The sequence below is a fragment of the Mycobacterium sp. NPDC051804 genome (assembly GCF_044452905.1).
Taxonomy (GTDB): Bacteria; Actinomycetota; Actinomycetes; order Mycobacteriales; family Mycobacteriaceae; genus Mycobacterium.
The window spans coordinates 176,134-194,242 of the sequence record NZ_JBITCD010000007.1 but is presented as its reverse complement, the minus strand read 5'-3'; the positions used below and the strand labels follow the sequence as shown (position 1 = coordinate 194,242).

17 protein-coding genes and 1 pseudogene are annotated in these 18,109 nt (G+C 65.1%); 12 read left to right on the top strand and 6 right to left on the bottom strand.

The features are described 5' to 3' along the window. Positions 1 to 18: 18 nt before the first annotated feature. The gene (locus ACIA48_RS26845) at positions 19 to 1,038 is read right to left on the bottom strand and encodes an aldo/keto reductase (RefSeq protein ID WP_396738816.1); all 1,020 of its coding nucleotides are present in this window, start codon (positions 1,036 to 1,038) and stop codon (positions 19 to 21) included. A 162-nt stretch (positions 1,039 to 1,200) separates the two neighbouring features. On the opposite strand from ACIA48_RS26845, the gene ACIA48_RS26840 reads away from it, so the two are divergent. Next, entirely contained in the window at positions 1,201 to 1,629 is a 429-nt protein-coding gene (locus ACIA48_RS26840) for a CBS domain-containing protein (RefSeq protein WP_396738814.1), read from the top strand. Next, positions 1,622 to 2,230: a GNAT family N-acetyltransferase gene (locus ACIA48_RS26835; protein ID WP_396738812.1), complete on the top strand. Its 609-nt coding sequence runs from the start codon at positions 1,622 to 1,624 to the stop codon at positions 2,228 to 2,230. The genes ACIA48_RS26840 and ACIA48_RS26835 overlap by 8 nt, the downstream gene beginning before the upstream one ends. A gap of 29 nt (positions 2,231 to 2,259) precedes the next feature. Here ACIA48_RS26835 and ACIA48_RS26830 read toward each other — a convergent pair whose 3' ends face one another. Further along, the gene (locus ACIA48_RS26830) at positions 2,260 to 2,850 is read right to left on the bottom strand and encodes a type II toxin-antitoxin system PemK/MazF family toxin (RefSeq protein WP_396738810.1); all 591 of its coding nucleotides are present in this window, start codon (positions 2,848 to 2,850) and stop codon (positions 2,260 to 2,262) included. Here ACIA48_RS26830 and lepA point away from each other — a divergent pair. The 4 genes and pseudogenes from lepA to ACIA48_RS26810 all read left to right on the top strand — a co-directional run bounded on the left by lepA (position 2,851) and on the right by ACIA48_RS26810 (position 7,744). Next, positions 2,851 to 4,796, top strand: a pseudogene (lepA, locus tag ACIA48_RS26825) (translation elongation factor 4). It abuts the gene before it with no gap. A 14-nt stretch (positions 4,797 to 4,810) separates the two neighbouring features. Beyond that, complete coding sequence (locus ACIA48_RS26820) at positions 4,811 to 5,527, top strand: sensor domain-containing protein (RefSeq protein ID WP_396739503.1); 717 nt, start codon at positions 4,811 to 4,813, stop codon at positions 5,525 to 5,527. Between the two features lie 66 nt (positions 5,528 to 5,593). Then, positions 5,594 to 6,307: a sensor domain-containing protein gene (locus ACIA48_RS26815; RefSeq protein WP_396738808.1), complete on the top strand. Its 714-nt coding sequence runs from the start codon at positions 5,594 to 5,596 to the stop codon at positions 6,305 to 6,307. A gap of 84 nt (positions 6,308 to 6,391) precedes the next feature. After that, positions 6,392 to 7,744: a rhodanese-like domain-containing protein gene (locus ACIA48_RS26810; protein WP_396738806.1), complete on the top strand. Its 1,353-nt coding sequence runs from the start codon at positions 6,392 to 6,394 to the stop codon at positions 7,742 to 7,744. Here the strand turns inward: ACIA48_RS26810 and ACIA48_RS26805 are convergent. Continuing rightward, a complete protein-coding gene (locus ACIA48_RS26805; RefSeq protein WP_396738805.1) occupies positions 7,741 to 9,174 on the bottom strand; it encodes an FAD/NAD(P)-binding protein in 1,434 nt (477 codons plus the stop codon). The two genes, ACIA48_RS26810 and ACIA48_RS26805, sit on opposite strands and share 4 nt — an antisense overlap. A 405-nt stretch (positions 9,175 to 9,579) precedes the next feature. Here ACIA48_RS26805 and ACIA48_RS26800 point away from each other — a divergent pair, with 405 nt between their 5' ends. Further along, complete coding sequence (locus ACIA48_RS26800) at positions 9,580 to 9,777, top strand: hypothetical protein (protein ID WP_396738803.1); 198 nt, start codon at positions 9,580 to 9,582, stop codon at positions 9,775 to 9,777. A 7-nt stretch (positions 9,778 to 9,784) separates the two neighbouring features. Here the strand turns inward: ACIA48_RS26800 and ACIA48_RS26795 are convergent, their stop codons facing one another. Continuing rightward, positions 9,785 to 10,054 (bottom strand): ANTAR domain-containing protein, encoded by a 270-nt coding sequence (locus ACIA48_RS26795; protein ID WP_396738801.1) that lies wholly within the window; start codon positions 10,052 to 10,054, stop codon positions 9,785 to 9,787. Positions 10,055 to 10,187: 133 nt separating this feature from the next. Here ACIA48_RS26795 and ACIA48_RS26790 point away from each other — a divergent pair, with 133 nt between their 5' ends. The 4 genes from ACIA48_RS26790 (at position 10,188) to ACIA48_RS26775 (ending at position 14,546) form a co-directional block, all read left to right on the top strand. Next, positions 10,188 to 11,180: an isopenicillin N synthase family dioxygenase gene (locus ACIA48_RS26790; protein ID WP_396738799.1), complete on the top strand. Its 993-nt coding sequence runs from the start codon at positions 10,188 to 10,190 to the stop codon at positions 11,178 to 11,180. Between the two features lie 64 nt (positions 11,181 to 11,244). Next, a complete protein-coding gene (locus tag ACIA48_RS26785) occupies positions 11,245 to 12,198 on the top strand; it encodes a LysR family transcriptional regulator (RefSeq protein ID WP_396738797.1) in 954 nt (317 codons plus the stop codon). Positions 12,199 to 12,239: 41 nt separating this feature from the next. Then, complete coding sequence (locus ACIA48_RS26780) at positions 12,240 to 13,472, top strand: acyl-CoA dehydrogenase family protein (protein WP_396738795.1); 1,233 nt, start codon at positions 12,240 to 12,242, stop codon at positions 13,470 to 13,472. A gap of 24 nt (positions 13,473 to 13,496) precedes the next feature. Continuing rightward, positions 13,497 to 14,546 (top strand): hypothetical protein, encoded by a 1,050-nt coding sequence (locus tag ACIA48_RS26775; RefSeq protein WP_396738793.1) that lies wholly within the window; start codon positions 13,497 to 13,499, stop codon positions 14,544 to 14,546. Positions 14,547 to 14,552: 6 nt separating this feature from the next. On the opposite strand, the gene ACIA48_RS26770 is transcribed toward ACIA48_RS26775, so the two are convergent. Together ACIA48_RS26770 and ACIA48_RS26765 are read right to left on the bottom strand one after the other, a co-directional pair. Beyond that, entirely contained in the window at positions 14,553 to 16,562 is a 2,010-nt protein-coding gene (locus tag ACIA48_RS26770) for a glycoside hydrolase family 15 protein (protein WP_396738791.1), read from the bottom strand. Positions 16,563 to 16,629: 67 nt separating this feature from the next. Beyond that, the gene (locus ACIA48_RS26765) at positions 16,630 to 17,868 is read right to left on the bottom strand and encodes an FAD-dependent oxidoreductase (RefSeq protein ID WP_396738789.1); all 1,239 of its coding nucleotides are present in this window, start codon (positions 17,866 to 17,868) and stop codon (positions 16,630 to 16,632) included. Between the two features lie 32 nt (positions 17,869 to 17,900). On the opposite strand from ACIA48_RS26765, the gene ACIA48_RS26760 reads away from it, so the two are divergent. Continuing rightward, positions 17,901 to 18,098 carry a hypothetical protein gene (locus ACIA48_RS26760; RefSeq protein ID WP_396738787.1) on the top strand — a complete coding sequence of 66 codons (198 nt, stop codon included), beginning with the start codon at positions 17,901 to 17,903 and terminating at the stop codon, positions 18,096 to 18,098. Positions 18,099 to 18,109: the final 11 nt, after the last annotated feature.

Below are 18,109 nucleotides of genomic sequence, written 5' to 3'. Positions count from 1 at the left end.
GGGCCCGCGTGATGGGCGCTATTCGCGGCCCGCGGACACCCAGCCGAGGTTTCCGAAGCGGTGCCCGGTAACCCCCGCTGCCGCGGCATCCAGCGCCTCGAGATGTTGGGGCGTCAGCGTCACCGACAACGAGCCGAGATTCTCTTCGACGCGAGCGGCCTGCCGAGTGCCAGGGATCGGCACCGCGGCCACGCCGAGCGTCGATGCGCGATATCGCAACCACGCCAACGCAACCTGAGCCGGCGTCGCGCCCTGCTCCTCGGCCACCGACTTCACGAGTTCCACGACCGCCAGGTTGGCGTGCAGCGCATCCTCACCGAAGCGGGGCATGTTGCGACGAAAATCCCCGGACGGCAGATCGTCGGCGGACGTGATCGTCCCGGTCAGGAAACCGCGTCCCAGCGGGGAATAGGGAACGAACCCGACGCCGAGTTCGGCGGCGGCGGGTATGACGTTGGCCTCGACGTCGCGGCTCCATATTGACCACTCGCTCTGCACCGCGGCGATCGGGTGCACCGCGACGGCGGCACGCAGCTCGTCGGCTGTCACCTCCGAGAGGCCGAGGTGGCGCACCTTTCCAGCGGCCACCAGCTCGGCCATGGCGCCCACCGTGTCCTCGATCGGCACGCTCGTGTCGCGACGGTGCATGTAGTAGAGGTCGACGACGTCGGTCTGCAGACGCTGCAGGCTCTCGTCGATGCACTGTCGGACGTATCCGGCATCACCGCGCGCGATGAGCTCCCTTGCGCCGCGCTGTGCCGGGTTGCCGGTGATGCCGAACTTCGTTGCCAGGGTGACCTCATCGCGACGGTCGGCCAGCAGTTGCGAGATCAGCCGCTCGTTTTCCCCGCCGCCGTACACATTCGCGGTGTCAATGAAGGTCACACCCAGGTCGATGCAGCGATGCAGCGTGGCCAGCGACTCGGTGTCGTCGACCTCGCCGTATACCGGGGTCAGCGCCATTGCACCGAAACCGATTGCGCTAACTGATAGTTCGTCGCCCAGCGCGACTGCGCGCACGGAGTTCTCGGCGGCCATGTTGGTTCCTCTCGCGTCGACTGTCGGAGGTCGAAGAATTCAGCGGCTCTTATTACGGTTCTATTCCTCGAAAGGCACTTTTGGGACACCTATGCCAAAACCTTTCGCACGGCGCGAGTCGGACCTAGCCTGAAGTGAGGCGGGTCATGAGCGGAGGCAACGATGCGGATCGCGGACGTATTGCGGAACAAGGGTGCGTCGGTGGCGACCATCACCCCGGAGACCTCGGTGTCCGGGCTGCTCACCGAACTCTCTGTGCACAACATCGGTGCGATGGTGGTGGTCTCGCCCGACGGTGTGATCGGCATTGTCTCCGAGCGCGACGTCGTTCGGGCATTGCAGCAGCGCGGCGCCGACCTGCTTCGGTGCCCGGTGTCAGAGATCATGACGACATTCGTCGCCACCTGCGCCCCGACGGATTCGGTCGACAGTCTCAGCGTGCTGATGACTGAGAAGCGGGTCCGCCACATCCCGGTGATGGAGAACGGCCGTCTCACCGGAATCGTCAGCATCGGCGACGTCGTCAAGACACGTATGGAAGAGCTCGAAGCCACGCAGGAGCAACTGCAGGCCTACATCACACGTGGCTGAGATCGGCGTCGAGGCCGCGCAACGGCGCGATGCCCGACAGATCGGCACGGTATTGGCGCGCGCGTTCTACGACGACCCGGTGACATCGTGGATGCTGCCCGATGACCGCACCAGGTTGAAGGGTCTGACCCGGGGCTTCACCGGCCTGGCCCGCCATCACTTCCTCCCGCGTGGCGGGTCCGAGGTCGGTAGGCGTGACGGCATGGTCGGTGCGGCCACGTTGTGGGACCCGCCGGGCCAGCGGAAGGCCTCGCGGTTCGAGGAGTTGCGGATGGCTCCCCTGATGCTGTGGTCGTTCCGGTCGCGGGTTCCTGCGCTCGCGCAGGTGCAGGAACTCATGGAGGAGCACCACCCGGAGGAACCGCACTGGTACCTGATGCTCATCGGCAGCGACCCGTCGGTCCGCGGGGCGGGCTTTGGCCAGGCGCTGATGCGCTCACGTCTGGACCGCTGCGACGCCGAACGCGTGCCTGCGTACCTCGAGAACAGCAACCCGAAGAACGAGGCGTACTACCTGCGGTTCGGATTCGAAGTAATCGGCGAGCTAAAGCTGCCTGACGGTGGGCCGTCCATGTGGCCCATGTGGCGCGCGCCACGATGAGGCAGCTCGCGACAGCGCGCGAGAAGAAATCAGCTCCAGGAGTATTCGGCGCGTAGCCGCGTGGCGACGACCTCGAACTTCTCCCGCGCCAGAATCGCGCCCTCGCGGCGGATGCCCTCTTCTGGCACATCGAGCACGCGATCAAGCCGCACCCAGCTCGCCCGGCTCTCGTAGTCCCAGGTGCCGGTGCCGATGCCCACCCAATTGGGGTCCTCGCGGTGGTGTTCCTGGCTGGACAGCATCAGCCCGAGCAGCACCGCCTGGTCACGCCCCACGACGAGCACCGGCCGGTCCTTGCCCTTCGTCGGATCGTCTTCGTAGACCACCCAGGTCCACACGATCTCGCCGGGGTCGGCCTGGCCGTCGAGATCGGGCGCGTAGGCGACCCTGCGGGCCCGGTGCGCGGTCGGGACGAAGTTCTGGCTCACCGGACGGCCCGCGGTGATCGCGCGCGTCTCCTGAACGGGCGCGCCCACGATCGCATCGATGCCGAGCTTGATGCCCTGCTGGATACCGCGCGCCACGGTGTCGGGTTGCAGCTGTTGGCGGATGAACTTCGGCGCTTCGTTGAACACCAGGTTCTCCGCAAAGCGCTGGAAGGTCTTCCACGGTGGAGCCATATCGACGAGCTTAAGCGAAGCCGTGTTCCCACGATTGTGTCGACGGGCCCCTCCCTAGATACCCTGGTAGCGCACACCGCAACGCTCACCAGGAGATTCCCATCAGCAGTTTCGCCGACAAGACCTTCACTGCGCCGGCGCAGATTCGGAACTTCTGCATCATCGCCCATATCGACCACGGCAAGTCGACGCTGGCCGACCGGATGCTGCAGCTGACCGGCGTGGTATCCGATCGCGATATGCGGGCCCAGTACCTGGACCGGATGGACATCGAGCGCGAGCGCGGCATCACGATCAAGGCGCAGAACGTACGGCTGCCCTGGCAGGTCGACGGCTCCGACTACGTTCTCCACCTCATCGACACGCCAGGCCACGTCGACTTCACCTACGAGGTGTCCCGCGCGCTGGAGGCCTGCGAGGGCGCCGTGCTGCTGGTCGACGCCGCTCAGGGCATCGAAGCGCAGACGCTCGCCAACCTGTACCTGGCACTGGACCGCGATCTGCACATCATCCCGGTGCTCAACAAGATCGACCTGCCGGCCGCCGACCCGGACCGCTACGCCGCCGAGATCGCCCACATCATCGGGTGTGAGCCCACCGATGTGCTGCGCGTGTCGGGGAAGACGGGCGACGGCGTCGCGGACCTGCTCGATCACGTCGTCCGCGAGGTACCGGCGCCTACGGGCGATGCCGACGCACCAGCCCGGGCGATGATCTTCGACTCGGTCTACGACACCTATCGCGGTGTGGTGACCTATGTGCGCGTGGTGGACGGCAAGATCGTCCCGCGCGAACGCATCAAGATGATGTCGACCGGCGCCACCCACGAACTGCTGGAAGTCGGCATCGTCTCGCCGGAACCCAAGGTGTCCGACGGCCTCGGCGTCGGCGAGGTCGGCTACCTGATCACCGGTGTGAAGGACGTGCGTCAGTCGAAGGTGGGTGACACCGTCACGAGCGCGAAGCACGGCGCGACGGACCCATTGACGGGGTATCGCGAACCGCGGCCGATGGTCTACTCCGGGCTGTATCCAGTGGACGGTTCGGACTACCCGGATCTGCGCGACGCGCTCGATAAGCTGCAGCTCAACGATGCCGCATTGACGTACGAGCCGGAGACCTCCGTCGCGCTCGGTTTCGGTTTCCGCAGTGGCTTTCTCGGCCTGCTACACATGGAGATCACCCGCGAGCGCCTGGAGCGGGAATTCAATCTCGACCTCATCTCCACGTCGCCTAACGTCGTGTACCGCGTTGTGCAGGAAGACGGCAGCGAAATCGTCGTCACCAACCCGTCGGACTGGCCCGAAGGCAAGGTCCGCAACGTGTACGAACCGATTGTGAAGACCACCATCATTGCGCCGAGCGAATTCATCGGCACGATTATGGAGCTGTGCCAATCACGGCGTGGCGAACTCGGCGGCATGGACTACCTGTCACCGGAGCGCGTCGAGCTGCGATACACAATGCCGTTGGGGGAGATCATCTTCGACTTCTTCGACGCACTGAAGTCGCGCACCCGCGGTTACGCCAGCCTCGACTACGAGGAGGCCGGCGAGCAGGAATCGGATCTGGTGAAGGTCGACATTCTGTTGCAGGGCGAGGCCGTAGACGCGTTCAGCGCGATCGTGCACAAGGACTCGGCCTACGCGTACGGCAACAAGATGACGACGAAACTCAAGGAGCTCATTCCGCGCCAGCAGTTCGAAGTACCGGTGCAGGCCGCGATCGGTTCGAAGATCATTGCTCGCGAAAACATCCGCGCGATACGCAAAGACGTGCTATCGAAGTGTTACGGCGGTGACATCACGCGTAAGCGCAAGCTGCTCGAGAAACAAAAAGAGGGCAAGAAGCGAATGAAGACCATAGGTCGGGTTGAAGTGCCGCAGGAGGCATTCGTCGCGGCTTTGTCCACCGACGCCCCGGCTGACAAGACGAGCAAGAAGTAGGGTCCCCAAAGATGATGCGCTCAACGACTCGCACAGCGGTTGCGTTGAGCGCGTGCGTCCTCCTACTGGCGGCGTGCGGCACTCCTGTCCAGGACGCGCGGCCCACAGTCCGGATCGCCGAAGCCGTCCAACCCTCTCCCGCCCGCGCGCTGGACCGGATCCTGCCCACCTCCGAAGAGCTCTCAGTTCTCGGACCCAACGGCATGATGGGCCAGCGCGTGCAGGGTGGCCCGAGCATGCTGCTCGCCAGCGTCGGCGAAGCGGACGCCGCACCCGCAGATTGCGTCAGCGCGACGTATCGGTTGCAGCGGGTGGTCTACAACGCCGGTCCGGTGCAATCGGTCGCCAGCCAGTCGTGGGTCGGCGGATCCTTTGACGCGCCACCGGTCTCGGGGTTCTTCGGCGTGGTGCAGTTCTCCTCTGAAGCCGACGCGCAGGCGTTCTTCGCCGACGCGGCCGAGAAATGGCATCGCTGCAACGGGCAGGCGCTGGTGCTGAACCAGCCCGACCACGGTGCGCAACGGACGAGCAGGATCACTGACGTGACCGTCGACGGCCACATGGTCTCAGCGATGGTGATGCAGGACTCCGGGTCGATGTCCCAGCGTGCTCTCGGAGTCGCGGCGGATTGTGTTGTGGACGTAGAGGTTTCCGATATCAACGGTCTTGGCGGTCCGCAGGGCGCATCAACGGTGGCGCGTCTGATGCTGGAGAAGGTAGGCGCGGCTTAGCCACCCGTGCCCGTCGGAATTCGCGGGTGGTGCACACATGGGCCGTGAGTCGGTCACAATAACGCGGTGACCAACATCGGTACGGCCAAGCGGAGATGCGCCGCGGCTGTCGTGATCGCAGCATCCGTCCTGCTCACAGGCTGCACGAGCACCGTCACGGGCACCGCGGTACGTCCGCCGAATGCGGGGCTCAGCGATGTGCCGCCGCTTGACGAGTCCAAACTCGAGGACGTGGTGCTCTCAATCGATGAGATCAACGCGATCATGGGTTCATCGACCATGGAGGTCACCAGCGAGCTGGACGAGATGACCGACCATTCCGACGCGGTGTCGGACGCGGAATGTCTCGGCGCGATCTACGGAGCCGAGGAGCCCGTGTATGCGGGCAGCGGCTGGACCGCCGTACTGGACCAGATTTCGCGCGAAGAAGGCGACGACAACGAACACTGGGTCGAGCAGACGGTCGTGCTGTATCCCTCGGCTGACAAGGCCCAGGAATTCTTCGAGAAATCCAAGGGGCAGTGGGAGAGCTGCGACGACTACACCGTTTCGGTGGACGACGGCGGCGATGCATACGACTGGGATATCGAAAATTTCAACGCGCAAGACACCCTGATCACGCAGGTGACGACCCAACAGGACGCCGCCGGATGGGCATGCCAGCATGCGCTCTCACCGGTTTCGAACATCACGGTCGAGGTGTGGGCATGCAGCTACTCCCCGAAGGACGAGGCCGAGACCATCGTCACCGACATCATCGCCAACGCCGCCCAGAAGTAGCTCCGAGGTCAGGACACCGCGATCATTTCGGTCGTCCTGAGTTCAACCCCGGGGATGTGGCGTCCGCGCGGCTAGATTCAACCCGTGCGCGTAGAGATCATCGAGACCTCGAGCCTCGGTGACCGCAGTTATGTGGTTTTCGACGGACCAAACGCGGTCGTCATCGATCCCCAACGCGACATCGACCGGGTGACCGACCGCGTCCGCGATCTCGGAGTCGCCATCACGCATGTTCTCGAAACCCACCTCCACAACGACTATGTGACCGGCGGCCTCGAGCTGTCCCGGACCACCGGGGCGGAGTACGTCGTCCCCGCCGGCGACGACATCGGTTATCTCGCCCGCCGGATCGGCGACGGCGAGGTCATCGACGCCGGCACCTTCACATTGCGCGCCGTCCACACACCCGGACACACCCGCGAACACATCAGTTACGTGCTTCAAGACTCCACGGAGACAACGGTCGGCGTTTTCACCGGCGGCTCGATGCTCTACGACAGCACCGGGCGCACCGACCTTCTGGGCGAGGAGAACACCCGCGAACTCACCACCGCGCAGTTCCACTCTGTCAGACGGCTCGCCGACGAACTTCCCGCCGACACGCCCGTGTTTCCGACCCACGGTTTCGGCAGCTTCTGTGCGGCGTCTGCGACGGGCCGTGAATCGTCGACCGTCGGGGAGCAGCGCGACAGCAATCCCGCGCTCACCCAGGATGAGAAGAAATTCGTCGACGAGCTGCTCGAGAACCTGTCCGAATATCCCGCCTATTACGAACACATGGGGGTGATCAACCGTGACGGCCCTGCCGCAGTTGACCTTTCAACGCCGAAGCCGGTCGATTCCGAGGAGTTGAGGCGCCGCATCGAGGCCGGCGAGTGGGTCGTCGACCTGCGTAAGCGCACGGCATTCGCCGCCGGCCACCTCGGCGGTTCGTACGGATTCGAGCTATCGGATTCCTTCGTGACCTATTTGGGCTGGCTCTACGCTTGGGGTGCGCCAGTGACGCTCATCGGTGACGATGCCGAACAGATCGCCACCGCCAGAAGAGAACTCACGCGCATTGGCATCGACAACGTTCGGGGTGGGGCGAGTGGGGCGATCGCGACTCTCGCTGGAGTCACGCCTTTGAGTTCCTACCGAGTGGCGGACTTCGCCGCCCTGGCAGCCGAAGTCGACCGTGACGACGTCGCGGTCCTCGACGTACGCCGTAGTGACGAGTTCGAGCAGGGTCACATATCGAACGCCATCAACATCGTGGTCCACGAACTGGCCGACCGTCTGGATGAGCTTCCCGCAGCAGAAATCTGGGTGCACTGTGCCAGCGGATATCGGGCATCGGTCGCCGCGTCGATACTCGATCGGTACGGCCGCAAGGTGGTACTGATCGACGACAAGTACGCGACGGCCGAGGAGCTTGGCCTGACCGGGTCGAACTAGATCATGTATTCCAGCTGAAGCTGGCCCTCGCGTTCTTCTGAGTGCGCACTTCCGAGCAGCGTCTGCGCGACGCGCCGCGCCTGCACGCGCAACTCCGGTACCGCGATGGTTTCCCAATAGGTGCCCTTCAGCATGGGGCCCAGTGCGAGCAGCCATGGCGATCGGTCACCGGCGTCGGTCAGCGCGATGTGATCGAAGTCCACGGCGATCCCCATATCGGTGGCATCGGGGGCGATCGCGCCTCGCCGGAGCAGGTTCTGGAGTAATACCGATTGTGTCGCAGTGAATTTCGTGGAGGGTCCGGTGGCGTTGAGGACCAGGTCGCCTTCCAGCTCTGCGCCGCCGGCGAGTTCGACGACGATCCGGTCGCCGGACGCTTTCACCTTCTCGATGGAATCGGCGTGGACCTGTAGTTGGCCGGTCAGCTGTGAGCTGGTGACCTGTGAATGGATATCCGGAGCGATCCGGTGTCGGTAGACGTTCCACCGGGCCGCGTGCTTCTTCGCGAACCTGAGCCGTTCCTCCCGGCTGAATCCACTCCAGATGCGCTGTGTGTAGGGACGCAGTTTGTCGACGATGATTGCGGGATTGGCGTTGCATCCGTGCAGGATTGCGCAGTGCTCTTCGATGAGCAGCACCAGCTCGTCGAGACCGAGCGTCGTGACGTCGACACCTTCCGGCGGAAAGTCCGGATAGCTGATGCCGCGGAAATGCGCGTGCGGAAACCAGCCGTGGCGCGACACCGCGTGAATGCGGCCGAGCCATCCTTTGGCGCGCAGGGTGAGGATCGCATCGACGGTCGTGAGTCCCGTTCCGAGGAGGACGACGGTTCCATCGGCGGGCAGGCGTTCTTCCCAGGGGTGCCAAGGGTTGCCGACCCAGGCTGGATGGTCCGACAGACTTTCGGTGCCGGGCAATGGTGCCGGGGTCTCGTTGCCGGTCGCCAGCACCACGCGGTCGGCGGGCACCGCCGAACCGTTCGCGAGGCGCACGAGACAACCGGTTTCCTGCGGTTCCACGTCAACCGCCCTGCCGATGATGAATTCTGACGACGCAGGTGCCATCTCGCCGGGGCTCTGCAAGTGATGCTGGACGATGGAGCGTAGATAGTCGCCATAGATCTGGCGGGGTACAAAGCGTTCGCGCAGTTCGATCTCGTTGGTCGATTCGAATTCTGATCGCGTTCGCAGCCATTGCAGAAAGTGGTCGGGCTCGTGCGGGAACGCGGACATGTTCCGCGCCGCGACGTTGAGCAGGTACTCGGGCCGCCTCGATCGGTAGGCGACTCCGCGTCCCACCGAAGGGTCGTCGTTGATGACAGTGATGTGCAGCGGTTGCTCGGTCAGGCGCGCAATGTTCACCGCGGTCATCGCGCCGCTGAAGCCGCCACCGATGACGGCGATCCGTAGAGATCGCGCCGGTTGATCCACGGGACCCCAATGCTCAGATGCGGCGGGTGATGGGCGCTGCTGCCAAGTGAGTATCTATCGACTCGAAGGCAGCACAGCGGTCAATCAATGTCGAGCGGGACATGCTTCACCGAGCGCGGGGTCGTGAATGCGCCGACGGTTGCTCCTTTTCAGAGTCCTTGGCTGCACGAATTGAACCGCGGCGGTGCACCGTTCATGCAAGACCATGCCAAGTCCGCGGTTAGAATCTGTGTGGTTTTATGTTGCTCGTCGCAGTGGCGGTGGGGACGCGGATCCGCACCGGGGGCGAAAGGTGACCTTGCGACCAACCTGATTCAAAGGGAACACGGTCCCTGTCCTGCCGTTCTGCCTCCGACGCTGTCTGTGCGAGTCCGGCGAGGACCGGTGGGCGCCTAGCCTGCATGCATGGGCGATTACCTGCGATTGACCGCCCCTGAAGGGGGAGCAGCTCCCGATTTGCAACCCGTCGGCCGATGGCCATGGATTGTGTTGCTTCTCGGTGTGGCGATCGTCGTACTCGGCGGCTTCCTGTTGAGTCATGACACCGACGTGGACACCGCCGGGACGGTTCAGCCGTCAGTGGCGCAACAGACGGTGCCGTGAGCTCGCATCACCGAGTGGCGGCCAGCGCGCGTTCACGCCTGATCAATTCGCCCCATACGTTGAACGCATCGATGTTGTCCGCTGATGAGGTCCCGCTCGCGACCGCGACCAGGCCGCTTGCGATGCTGCCGATACCGATGCCCGTTTGACGCGTTACCTGCACCAGTTCGGCGAATGCCTCGGCCGGTGAGCAGCCGCGCAAGCCGACCAAGACACCGATCGCTGTATCGATCACCTTGCGTGACGTGTCATTGGCTCGAAGACCCGTATAACTCATGGCGACGATGGTCGTTCAAAAATCCGTGCCTGCCAACAGATCCGCGCACGCTGATTTAACGGTTTGTCGATGCCCCGTGCAGGGTCGTTTAAGACGGCTGGCGTAGCAGGCAGAGCGAGTTGACAATCAGATCATGCTCCCCGTTCTCGATCTCGCGGAGTCGGACACGGCGCCGGCCCGATTCCAGGCACAGTTGCGCGAAGCCGCGCACGAGAGCGCATTCTTTTACCTCGTCGGTCACGGTGTATCGCAGACCCAGATGGACGTGGTACTCGGACTGGCTAGACAGTTCTTCGCACTGCCCCTGAATACGAAGAACGAGATCAGCCAACTAAAGAGCCCGCAGTTCCGCGGCTATTCGCGCATCGGCGGCGAGCTCACCAACGGCAAGGTCGACTGGCGCGAACAGATCGACATCGGACCGGAACGTCCAGTGATCGACAGAGCTGAAAGTTACTGGCGATTGCAGGGCCCGAATTTGTGGCCGTCAGCGCCTGCGGGTTTCCGTGCGGCGTTCGAGGATTGGGCTGCGTCGTTATCCGAGGTCGGTATCCGGTTGTTGCGCCACTGGGCGGTCTCGCTCGGCGCGGCGGAAGACACCTTCGATGCGGCCTTCACTGATCGGCCCGCGACATTGATCAAAGTAGTGCGCTATCCGGGTACCAGCGACACGTCACAAGGTGTTGGCGTGCACAAGGATTCAGGTGTGCTGACCTTGCTGCTGCTGGAGCAGGGCTCCGAAGGGCTGCAAGTCGAAGGCGTAGCAGGCCAATGGGTGGACGTACCGCCGCTGGCGGGTGCGCTGATCGTCAACATCGGTGAGCTCCTCGAGGTCGCGACGGGCGGCTACCTTCGCGCCACGCGACACCGCGTCCTCGCGCCACCACCACGCACCGATCGGGTCTCCATCCCGTTCTTTCTGAACCCTGCGCTGGATGCGACTGTTCCGATCATCACGCTGCCCGCCGAGTTGGCGGAGCTGTCACGCGGAGTCGAGGCGGACCCGGACAATCCGATCTTCAACACCTACGGCGAGAACGCCTGGAAATCACGGACGCGAGCCCATCCTGACGTCGCTGAACTTCATCACGGCATCACACCGAAGGGCGCCGCTTCCGCCTACTAGATGCGATTTCATCGGGGTGATCGCAACCATCGGCAGATCAACCGCAGCCGGTTAGTTTTCCGGGGTGTTCGATGTGCGCCGGCTGGTGGTGCTGCGGGAGGTGGTCCGCTGCGGGTCGCTGTCGGCCGCTGCGGCGTCGCTCACCTACACGACGTCGGCGGTCTCACAACAGATCACGGCACTCGAACGCGATATCGGCTCGACGCTGCTGGTGCGCAGTCCCACGGGCGTGCGGCCCACCGCGGCGGGCACCCGGCTGCTCGAACACGCGGAGACCATCCTCGGCGCGATCACGAACGCCGAACGTGATCTTCAGCGGCTGGCGAGCGCGCAGCCGGGGGTGGTGCGCATCGCGACATTCGTAAGCGCCGCCGCGACGATACTGCCGCGCGCGATTGCGCGCTTCCAGGTGTTCTGCCCGGGCGTCGGCGTCGAACTGGTATCCGCCGACCCCGAAGAGGGCGTCGGACTGGTGACGAACAACGGCGCTGACGCGGCGGTGATCACCGAGGTTCCGGGGGAGGCGCCCGAGTTTCCACGGGTCCACTCGGTCGCCGTGTATGACGACGAGTTCTTCGTCGTCCTGCCGGCCGGCCACCGGCTCGCCGCGAGAAGCGAAGTGCCGTTCACGGCGCTGGCGCAGGAACAATGGATCGTCAGCACCGATACGGGGACGTGCCCTGATGTGAGGGTCTTCCAGCGGGCGTGCCGCAATGCCGGCTTCATTCCTTCGGTCACCTTTCGCACCGAGGACTACTCGACGGTGCAGGGCCTGGTTGCGGCGAATCTCGGTGTGTCACTGGTGCCTTCGCTCGCTGCGGTCGGAGCGAGAACCGACGTGGCTTTGCGACGTGTGGCGGGCCGGCGGCCGGTGCGGCGTATCTCGATGGCGACGGCCGGCCCACCCGACGAAGGCACACCCTTGGCGACGTTTTTGTCACTCGTCCGCGAGGCAAGCGCGCGTATCAGCGCCGATGCCGTTTACAGCGTTCCTGAACGCCCCTTCAGCGTCGCTTGACTCCCGTTCCGTCAAACCGCCAGCCGCCCTACGGTTCCGATATGACCACCACCGAAAGCACCACTCCCGTTCTGGCGTCCGCCGCTGAAGCGCTGACCGTCGCCCACTCGCTGGCAGTGGACATCGCGGCCGGCGCAGTCGAACGTGAGCTCGCCGGGGCGTGGCCGGTGGACGAGCTGGAGCAGGTGGGCCGATCGGGGCTACTCGGCATCACCGTTCCCGTCGAACACGGCGGTCCCGGCCTTCCGCATGCCACGGCGGTGGAGGTGCTCCGCATTCTCTCGCAGGCGGACTCGGCCGTCGGGCAGCTGCTGCTCTCGCATTTCGTTCTCGCCCATGCCATCCGTGGCTTGGAGCAGAACGACCCTGCGCCCCGCATCTATTCCGATGTACTCGCGGGTGCGCAGCTCGGGAACGCCACCGTCGAGCGCGGGACCCGCACGAGCGTCGACCGGCTGACGACCGTCGCGCGCCAGTCGGACGACACGTGGCTGCTCAATGGGACGAAGTACTACGCGACAGGCACACTCGGCGCGACGTGGATCGCCGTCGCTGCCCGAATCCCCGACACCGAGCCCTCGCATGGCGCGACGGTTTTCGTGCGGCCCGACGACGCCGGCGTCACGCTGAACCTCGACCGGTGGTCGTCGTTCGGTCAGCGTGGAACCGCCAGCGGTGAGGTCGTTTTCGACCACGTCGCTGTCGACGATGTGTTCGTCGTCGACGAGGGGCCTGATCCCGATCCGGTGACGGCGCCTCCAGCAGTGCTGGGTGCAGTCGACCAAGCGCTGCACGCCGCCGTCGACATCGGCATCGCCCGTGCGGCTCTGGAGGACGGCGCACGCTTCGTCACCACACGATCGCGGCCGTGGTTCGAGGCGAACGTGGACAGCGCCGCGGACGAACCGCACGTCGTCCGGAGATTCGGCGAGCTGACCGCCCGGTTGTACTCGCTGGAGGCGCTGCTCGCGACCGGCGCCAAGCTGGTCGACGACGCGCTGGCCGAACCGGAACTCACCCGCGAGGCTGCGGCCAAGGCATCGCTACAGGTCGCCGCGGCCAAGGCGCTGGCGCAGGAGTTCGCAGTCGAGATCGCCAGCGGCATCTTCGAACTGGCGGGCGCCTCGGCTACCGACCGCGGACATGCACTCGACAGACACTGGCGCAACGTGCGTGTGCACTCGTTGCACGACCCGGCCCGCTGGAAGTACGTCCACCTCGGCAACTACACCCTGCACGGAACCAAGCCGCCACGGCTCGGTGTTCTGCTCTGACCCTTTCGACAAGAGGAGTTCGTCATGGCTGGCTTCTATCTCACCGGCAGCATCAACGTCCCGACAATCGACGATGCGTTCCGCCTCGTCGGCGACCGCCTGCAACCCGGCGCCACCCGCGTACCCGACGGTGAACCGGGGGATCGAGCCAACTGGGTGCTGACCCAGGCCGACCATTTCTTGCAGAACCCGACGCTCGACGTCGTCGACAGGAAGGTCAGCGTACGTGCGGGCTCCACCGTGTCATTCGGTCCGGTGGATTACCACACCATCGCGGCGCAGTCGTATGCGCGCTTCGTCGTGGCCCGCCAGGACGGCGTGCTCGCCGAGGATTCTCGATTTCTGGTCTCCATACCTACGCCGTTCAATGCCGTGAACTCGTTCGCGGAGCTGGATTCTCAGGTGGAGGTGGCGTACGCCTACGAACAACAACTGCGCCGGAGCGTGGAAGCACTGCAGGAGGCCGTCCCGCCAGGAGATCTCGCGATCCAGTGGGACCTGCCGACCGAGCTGGCCACCATCGAGGGTTGGTTCCCCAATCCATACGGCGGTTTCGAGCCGATCTTTGCGGCGACGGCACGGCTGGCATCGTGGGTGCATGACGACGCGGAGCTGACTTTCCATCTGTGCTACGGAGATTCGAAGTTCGGTGCATCACCGTTCATGGGAGATCCGCCCGACGAGCAAGCCGCGGCGCGTGGAGGAAGGCACATTCTGCCGCGCGATGCCACCGCGATCGTCACCCTCGCCAACGGGCTGTCCCGGCACGTGAAGCGCCGCATCGATGCGATTCAGGCGGCCACCGTCGCCGCGTGGACGAAACGTGCGCATTGGCAGCCGCTGAGCGGGCTCGCGCTCGAGGCGGACACCGAGATCTACCTCGGGCTGCTGCACGCCGAGGACGGCGCGGCCGGCGCACGAGCGCGAGCGGAGCTGGCGGCAGAGTTCTTGCCCGACTTCGGAATATCGACTGAATGCGGGCTCGGCAGGCATTCGACGGAACAGCTGGAAGCAGTCCTCGTGGCGTGGCAGGAGTACGCGGCGGCCCGCGAACCGGCACTCGCCGCAACGTGAGGGCGATTAGGTCGGCGCGTTGGCCGGAACGAACACCCCTGAGCTGTCGGCTTCCTCCTCGGCGCGTATCACGTGCACCACGGCGTTGATCAACGCCAGGTGGGTGAACGCCTGCGGGAAGTTGCCGAGATGCCGTCCCGTCCTTGGCTCGATTTCCTCCGCGTAGAGGTGCAGTGGGCTGGCGAATGACAGCAGTCGCTCGCACAGGTGCTTGGCGCGGTGAATCTCGCCGATCTCGACGAGCGCGGACACCAGCCAGAACGAGCAGATCGTGAAAGTGCCTTCCTCACCGGACAACCCATCGTCGGTTTCCTCGACGCGGTACCGCAGCACCAAGCCTTCCTCGGTGAGTTCGTCGGCGATCGCCAGCACGGTCGCACGCACGCGTGGATCGTCGCTGGGCAGGAAGCGGGTCAGCACTGCCAGCAGCAGCGAGGCGTCCAGCGCATCGTCGCCGTAACGCTGAGTCAGCACCCCGCGGGAGTCCACACCCTTCTTCAAGATGTCGGCCTTGATCTCCTCGGCGATTGCCCGCCACTGCTGTGCGTAGGACTTCTCGCCTTGCAGCTCGGCGAGTTTGGAGCCGCGATCCAGTGCGACCCAGCACATGATCTTGCTGGACGTGAAGTGCTGCGGCTCACCGCGCACCTCCCAGATACCGCGGTCGGGTTCCTTCCAGTGCTTGATGGCTTCCTCGACCTGCTGCTTGAGCACGGGCCACAGGGTGTCGGAAATCTGCTCGCGCGATTTGGCGTGTAGATACACCGAATCCAGCATGGTGCCCCAGATGTCATGCTGCATTTGGTTGTACGCACCGTTGCCGATGCGCACCGGCCGTGCGCCGTCGTAGCCCGACAGGTGATGCAATTCTTCTTCGACCAGGCTGCGTTCGCCGCCGACGGCGTACATCACCTGAAGAGGATGGCGCTCACCGTTATTGGCACCGGACACGTCGGCGATGAACGCGAAGAAGTCATCGGCTTCGCGATCCAGACCCAATGTGTACAGACCCCACAACGCGAAGGTCGAGTCGCGTACCCACGCGTAGCGGTAGTCCCAATTACGCTCGCCCTGAGGGGTTTCCGGCAGCGACGTAGTGGGTGCGGCGAGTAGCGCGCCGGTCGGCGAGTACGTCAGACCCTTGAGCGTCAACGCGCTGCGCTGCAAGTACGCGCGCCACGGATGATCCGGGAATTCACCGATGTTGATCCACTGACGCCAGCACTCGCTGGTCTGCCACATCTTGTCGGCGGCCTCTTCGTACGTCTGCGGCGCCGGGTGCTTGGACCAGCTCAACGCAACGAAGACGTTGTCGCCCTCCTTCATCCTGGTGCGCGCCCGCGCCTCGTGGCCTTCGAGCCCCAACCGCAAGTTGGTGGTCAGCCGCATCGTCGGATGCGCATCGGGGTCGCGGTGCGCTCGCGCGATCGCCTCCCCGTAGGCCTGCGCGGAGTACTCCCACGTCGCGGGAATGCGGTGGTAGTCGAACGCCGGTTCACAATTCATCACGAGCTCGACGGTGCCGCTCACACATCGCACGGTGCGCAGCAGGATGTGCTCGGCGTCCCAGTCCATCGGGGTGCGCCGGTGCGTGCGCGACCGGGTCTCGAGGTCGTGCCAGGGACCCATGACGAGCGCGTCGCGCACGATCACCCAGCCGGTGTGGGTCTGCCACGTCGTCTCCAGGATGAGGCTGCCCGGCAGATATCTGCGCGCGGCAGGCACCGTCACGCCGTAGGGCGCGAGGCGGAAGTGGCCGGCGCCGCGGTCCAGGATCGCGCCGAAAACGCTGGGGGAGTCGGGACGCGGCACGCACAGCCATTCGACGGAGCCGGCCGAGGAGATCAGGCAGGTGGTTTCGCAGTCGGACAGGAACGCGTAGTCGGCGATCGGTGGGAACGGGTTCCGCAAGGACCCGCCGGAGGTGTACGGCACGGGGGCCGTCACCGTCAACGGGGCGTCGTAATCGATGTCTCTCGATGGCCTGCCAGAGGCCGCGCTGTCTTGCAGAACCATGCCGCCATCATCGACTGCCGACCTGCCTGGCGTCTACTTATCGGCTGCGTGTCCTGCCGCGGTGCGATCAGCGCCGGGCAAACTCCGGCACGTGTTCGGGCAGTGGGCCGATGGCGATCCCGTAGCCCGCGGCCGTGCGCAGCGGGCGCAGCCGTGCCGCGATCCGCACCAGCAGCGGCGGTTTCGTTGGCTTTGTCGAGGTCACGGCCACCGCGATGACCCGATTGTGCACCAAGCGCTGCACCGCCTGGATCAGCGCCGCCGGCAGCCAGCGCCGGGCCTGGACGCGGGCCAGGTGCTTGGTGGAGATGGTGCCTGCCCGTAGCGGGCCTGCCACTATTCGCGCCGCCGCGACGGCATCCGCCACCGCCAGGTTGATCCCGACGCCGCCGACCGGTGACATGGCGTGCGCAGCATCACCGATCAACAACAGCCCGTCGCAGTACCAGCGCCGCAGTCGGTTGAGTTGCACGTCGAGCAGTTTGACGTCGTCAAACGACGTCAATGGCGCGAGGTGGTCGGCCAGCCACGGCACCAGGCTCACCACACCGCGGTGCAGTGCCTCGATGCCCTGGGCGCGCAGTTCGGCGTCGCGGCCCTTGGGTATCACGTAGGCGCATTGGTAGTAGTCACCGCGATCGATGACGATCTGCGCCGCCCCGGTGCCCAGGACTCCGGCCAGACCGGGCGGGTCGTCGGCGTCGCGCGGGAGCCGGAACCACCACACGTCCATTGGCGTCCCGAAGCTTCTCGGCCGTAGACCCATCGCGGTGCGCAGCGTCGACGAGCGACCGTCGCACGCCACCGTCAGCGCGGCACGCATCTCCCGTTCCTCGCCGTCGGGGCCGCGGTAGCGGACACCCGCCACTCGCTGCTTCTGTGGGTTGCCGCTCATGATCGGCCCGAGCACCTCGGTGCTGCGGAGTAGGCGGAACGTCGGCTCTTTCTCAGCGGCGGCGGCAAGTAGCTCGAGGAAATCCCATTGCGGTACGAGCGCAATGTGCTTGTGCGGACCGGGAATTCGGCTCAGATCGATGCTCACCTCGGCGCCTTGGACACTCATGGTCAAGGTGTCGATCTCGCGGTGCGGCAGTCGCGCGAACTCGGATGCCAGTCCCAGTTCGTCGAGCAGACGCAGCGTGCTGGCGTGCACGGTGTCGCCGCGGAAGTCACGTAGGAAGTCGGCATGCTTTTCCATGACGGTCACGTTCACGCCCGCACGAGCCAGCAGGAGTCCGAGCATGATGCCGGCGGGACCGCCACCGGCGACGATGCATGTGGTGGTGTCTGACTTGTCGGCCGGCACGGGGACATTTTCGCATCGAATAGTCTGGCCGCATGGGCGGCTTCCTCAGTTGGTGGGACGGAGTCGAGCTGTGGCTCTCCGGTCTGCCGTTCGTCGCCCAGACCGCGGTGGTGATGCCGGTCGTGCTGGCACTGGCCTACGGCGTGGCTGTGGTGCTCGACGGGGCACTGGGCAACGGGATACGGGTACTGCGCCGGGTTCGGCACGACGATGAGGATGTCGATAGATGAAGGGTGGCATG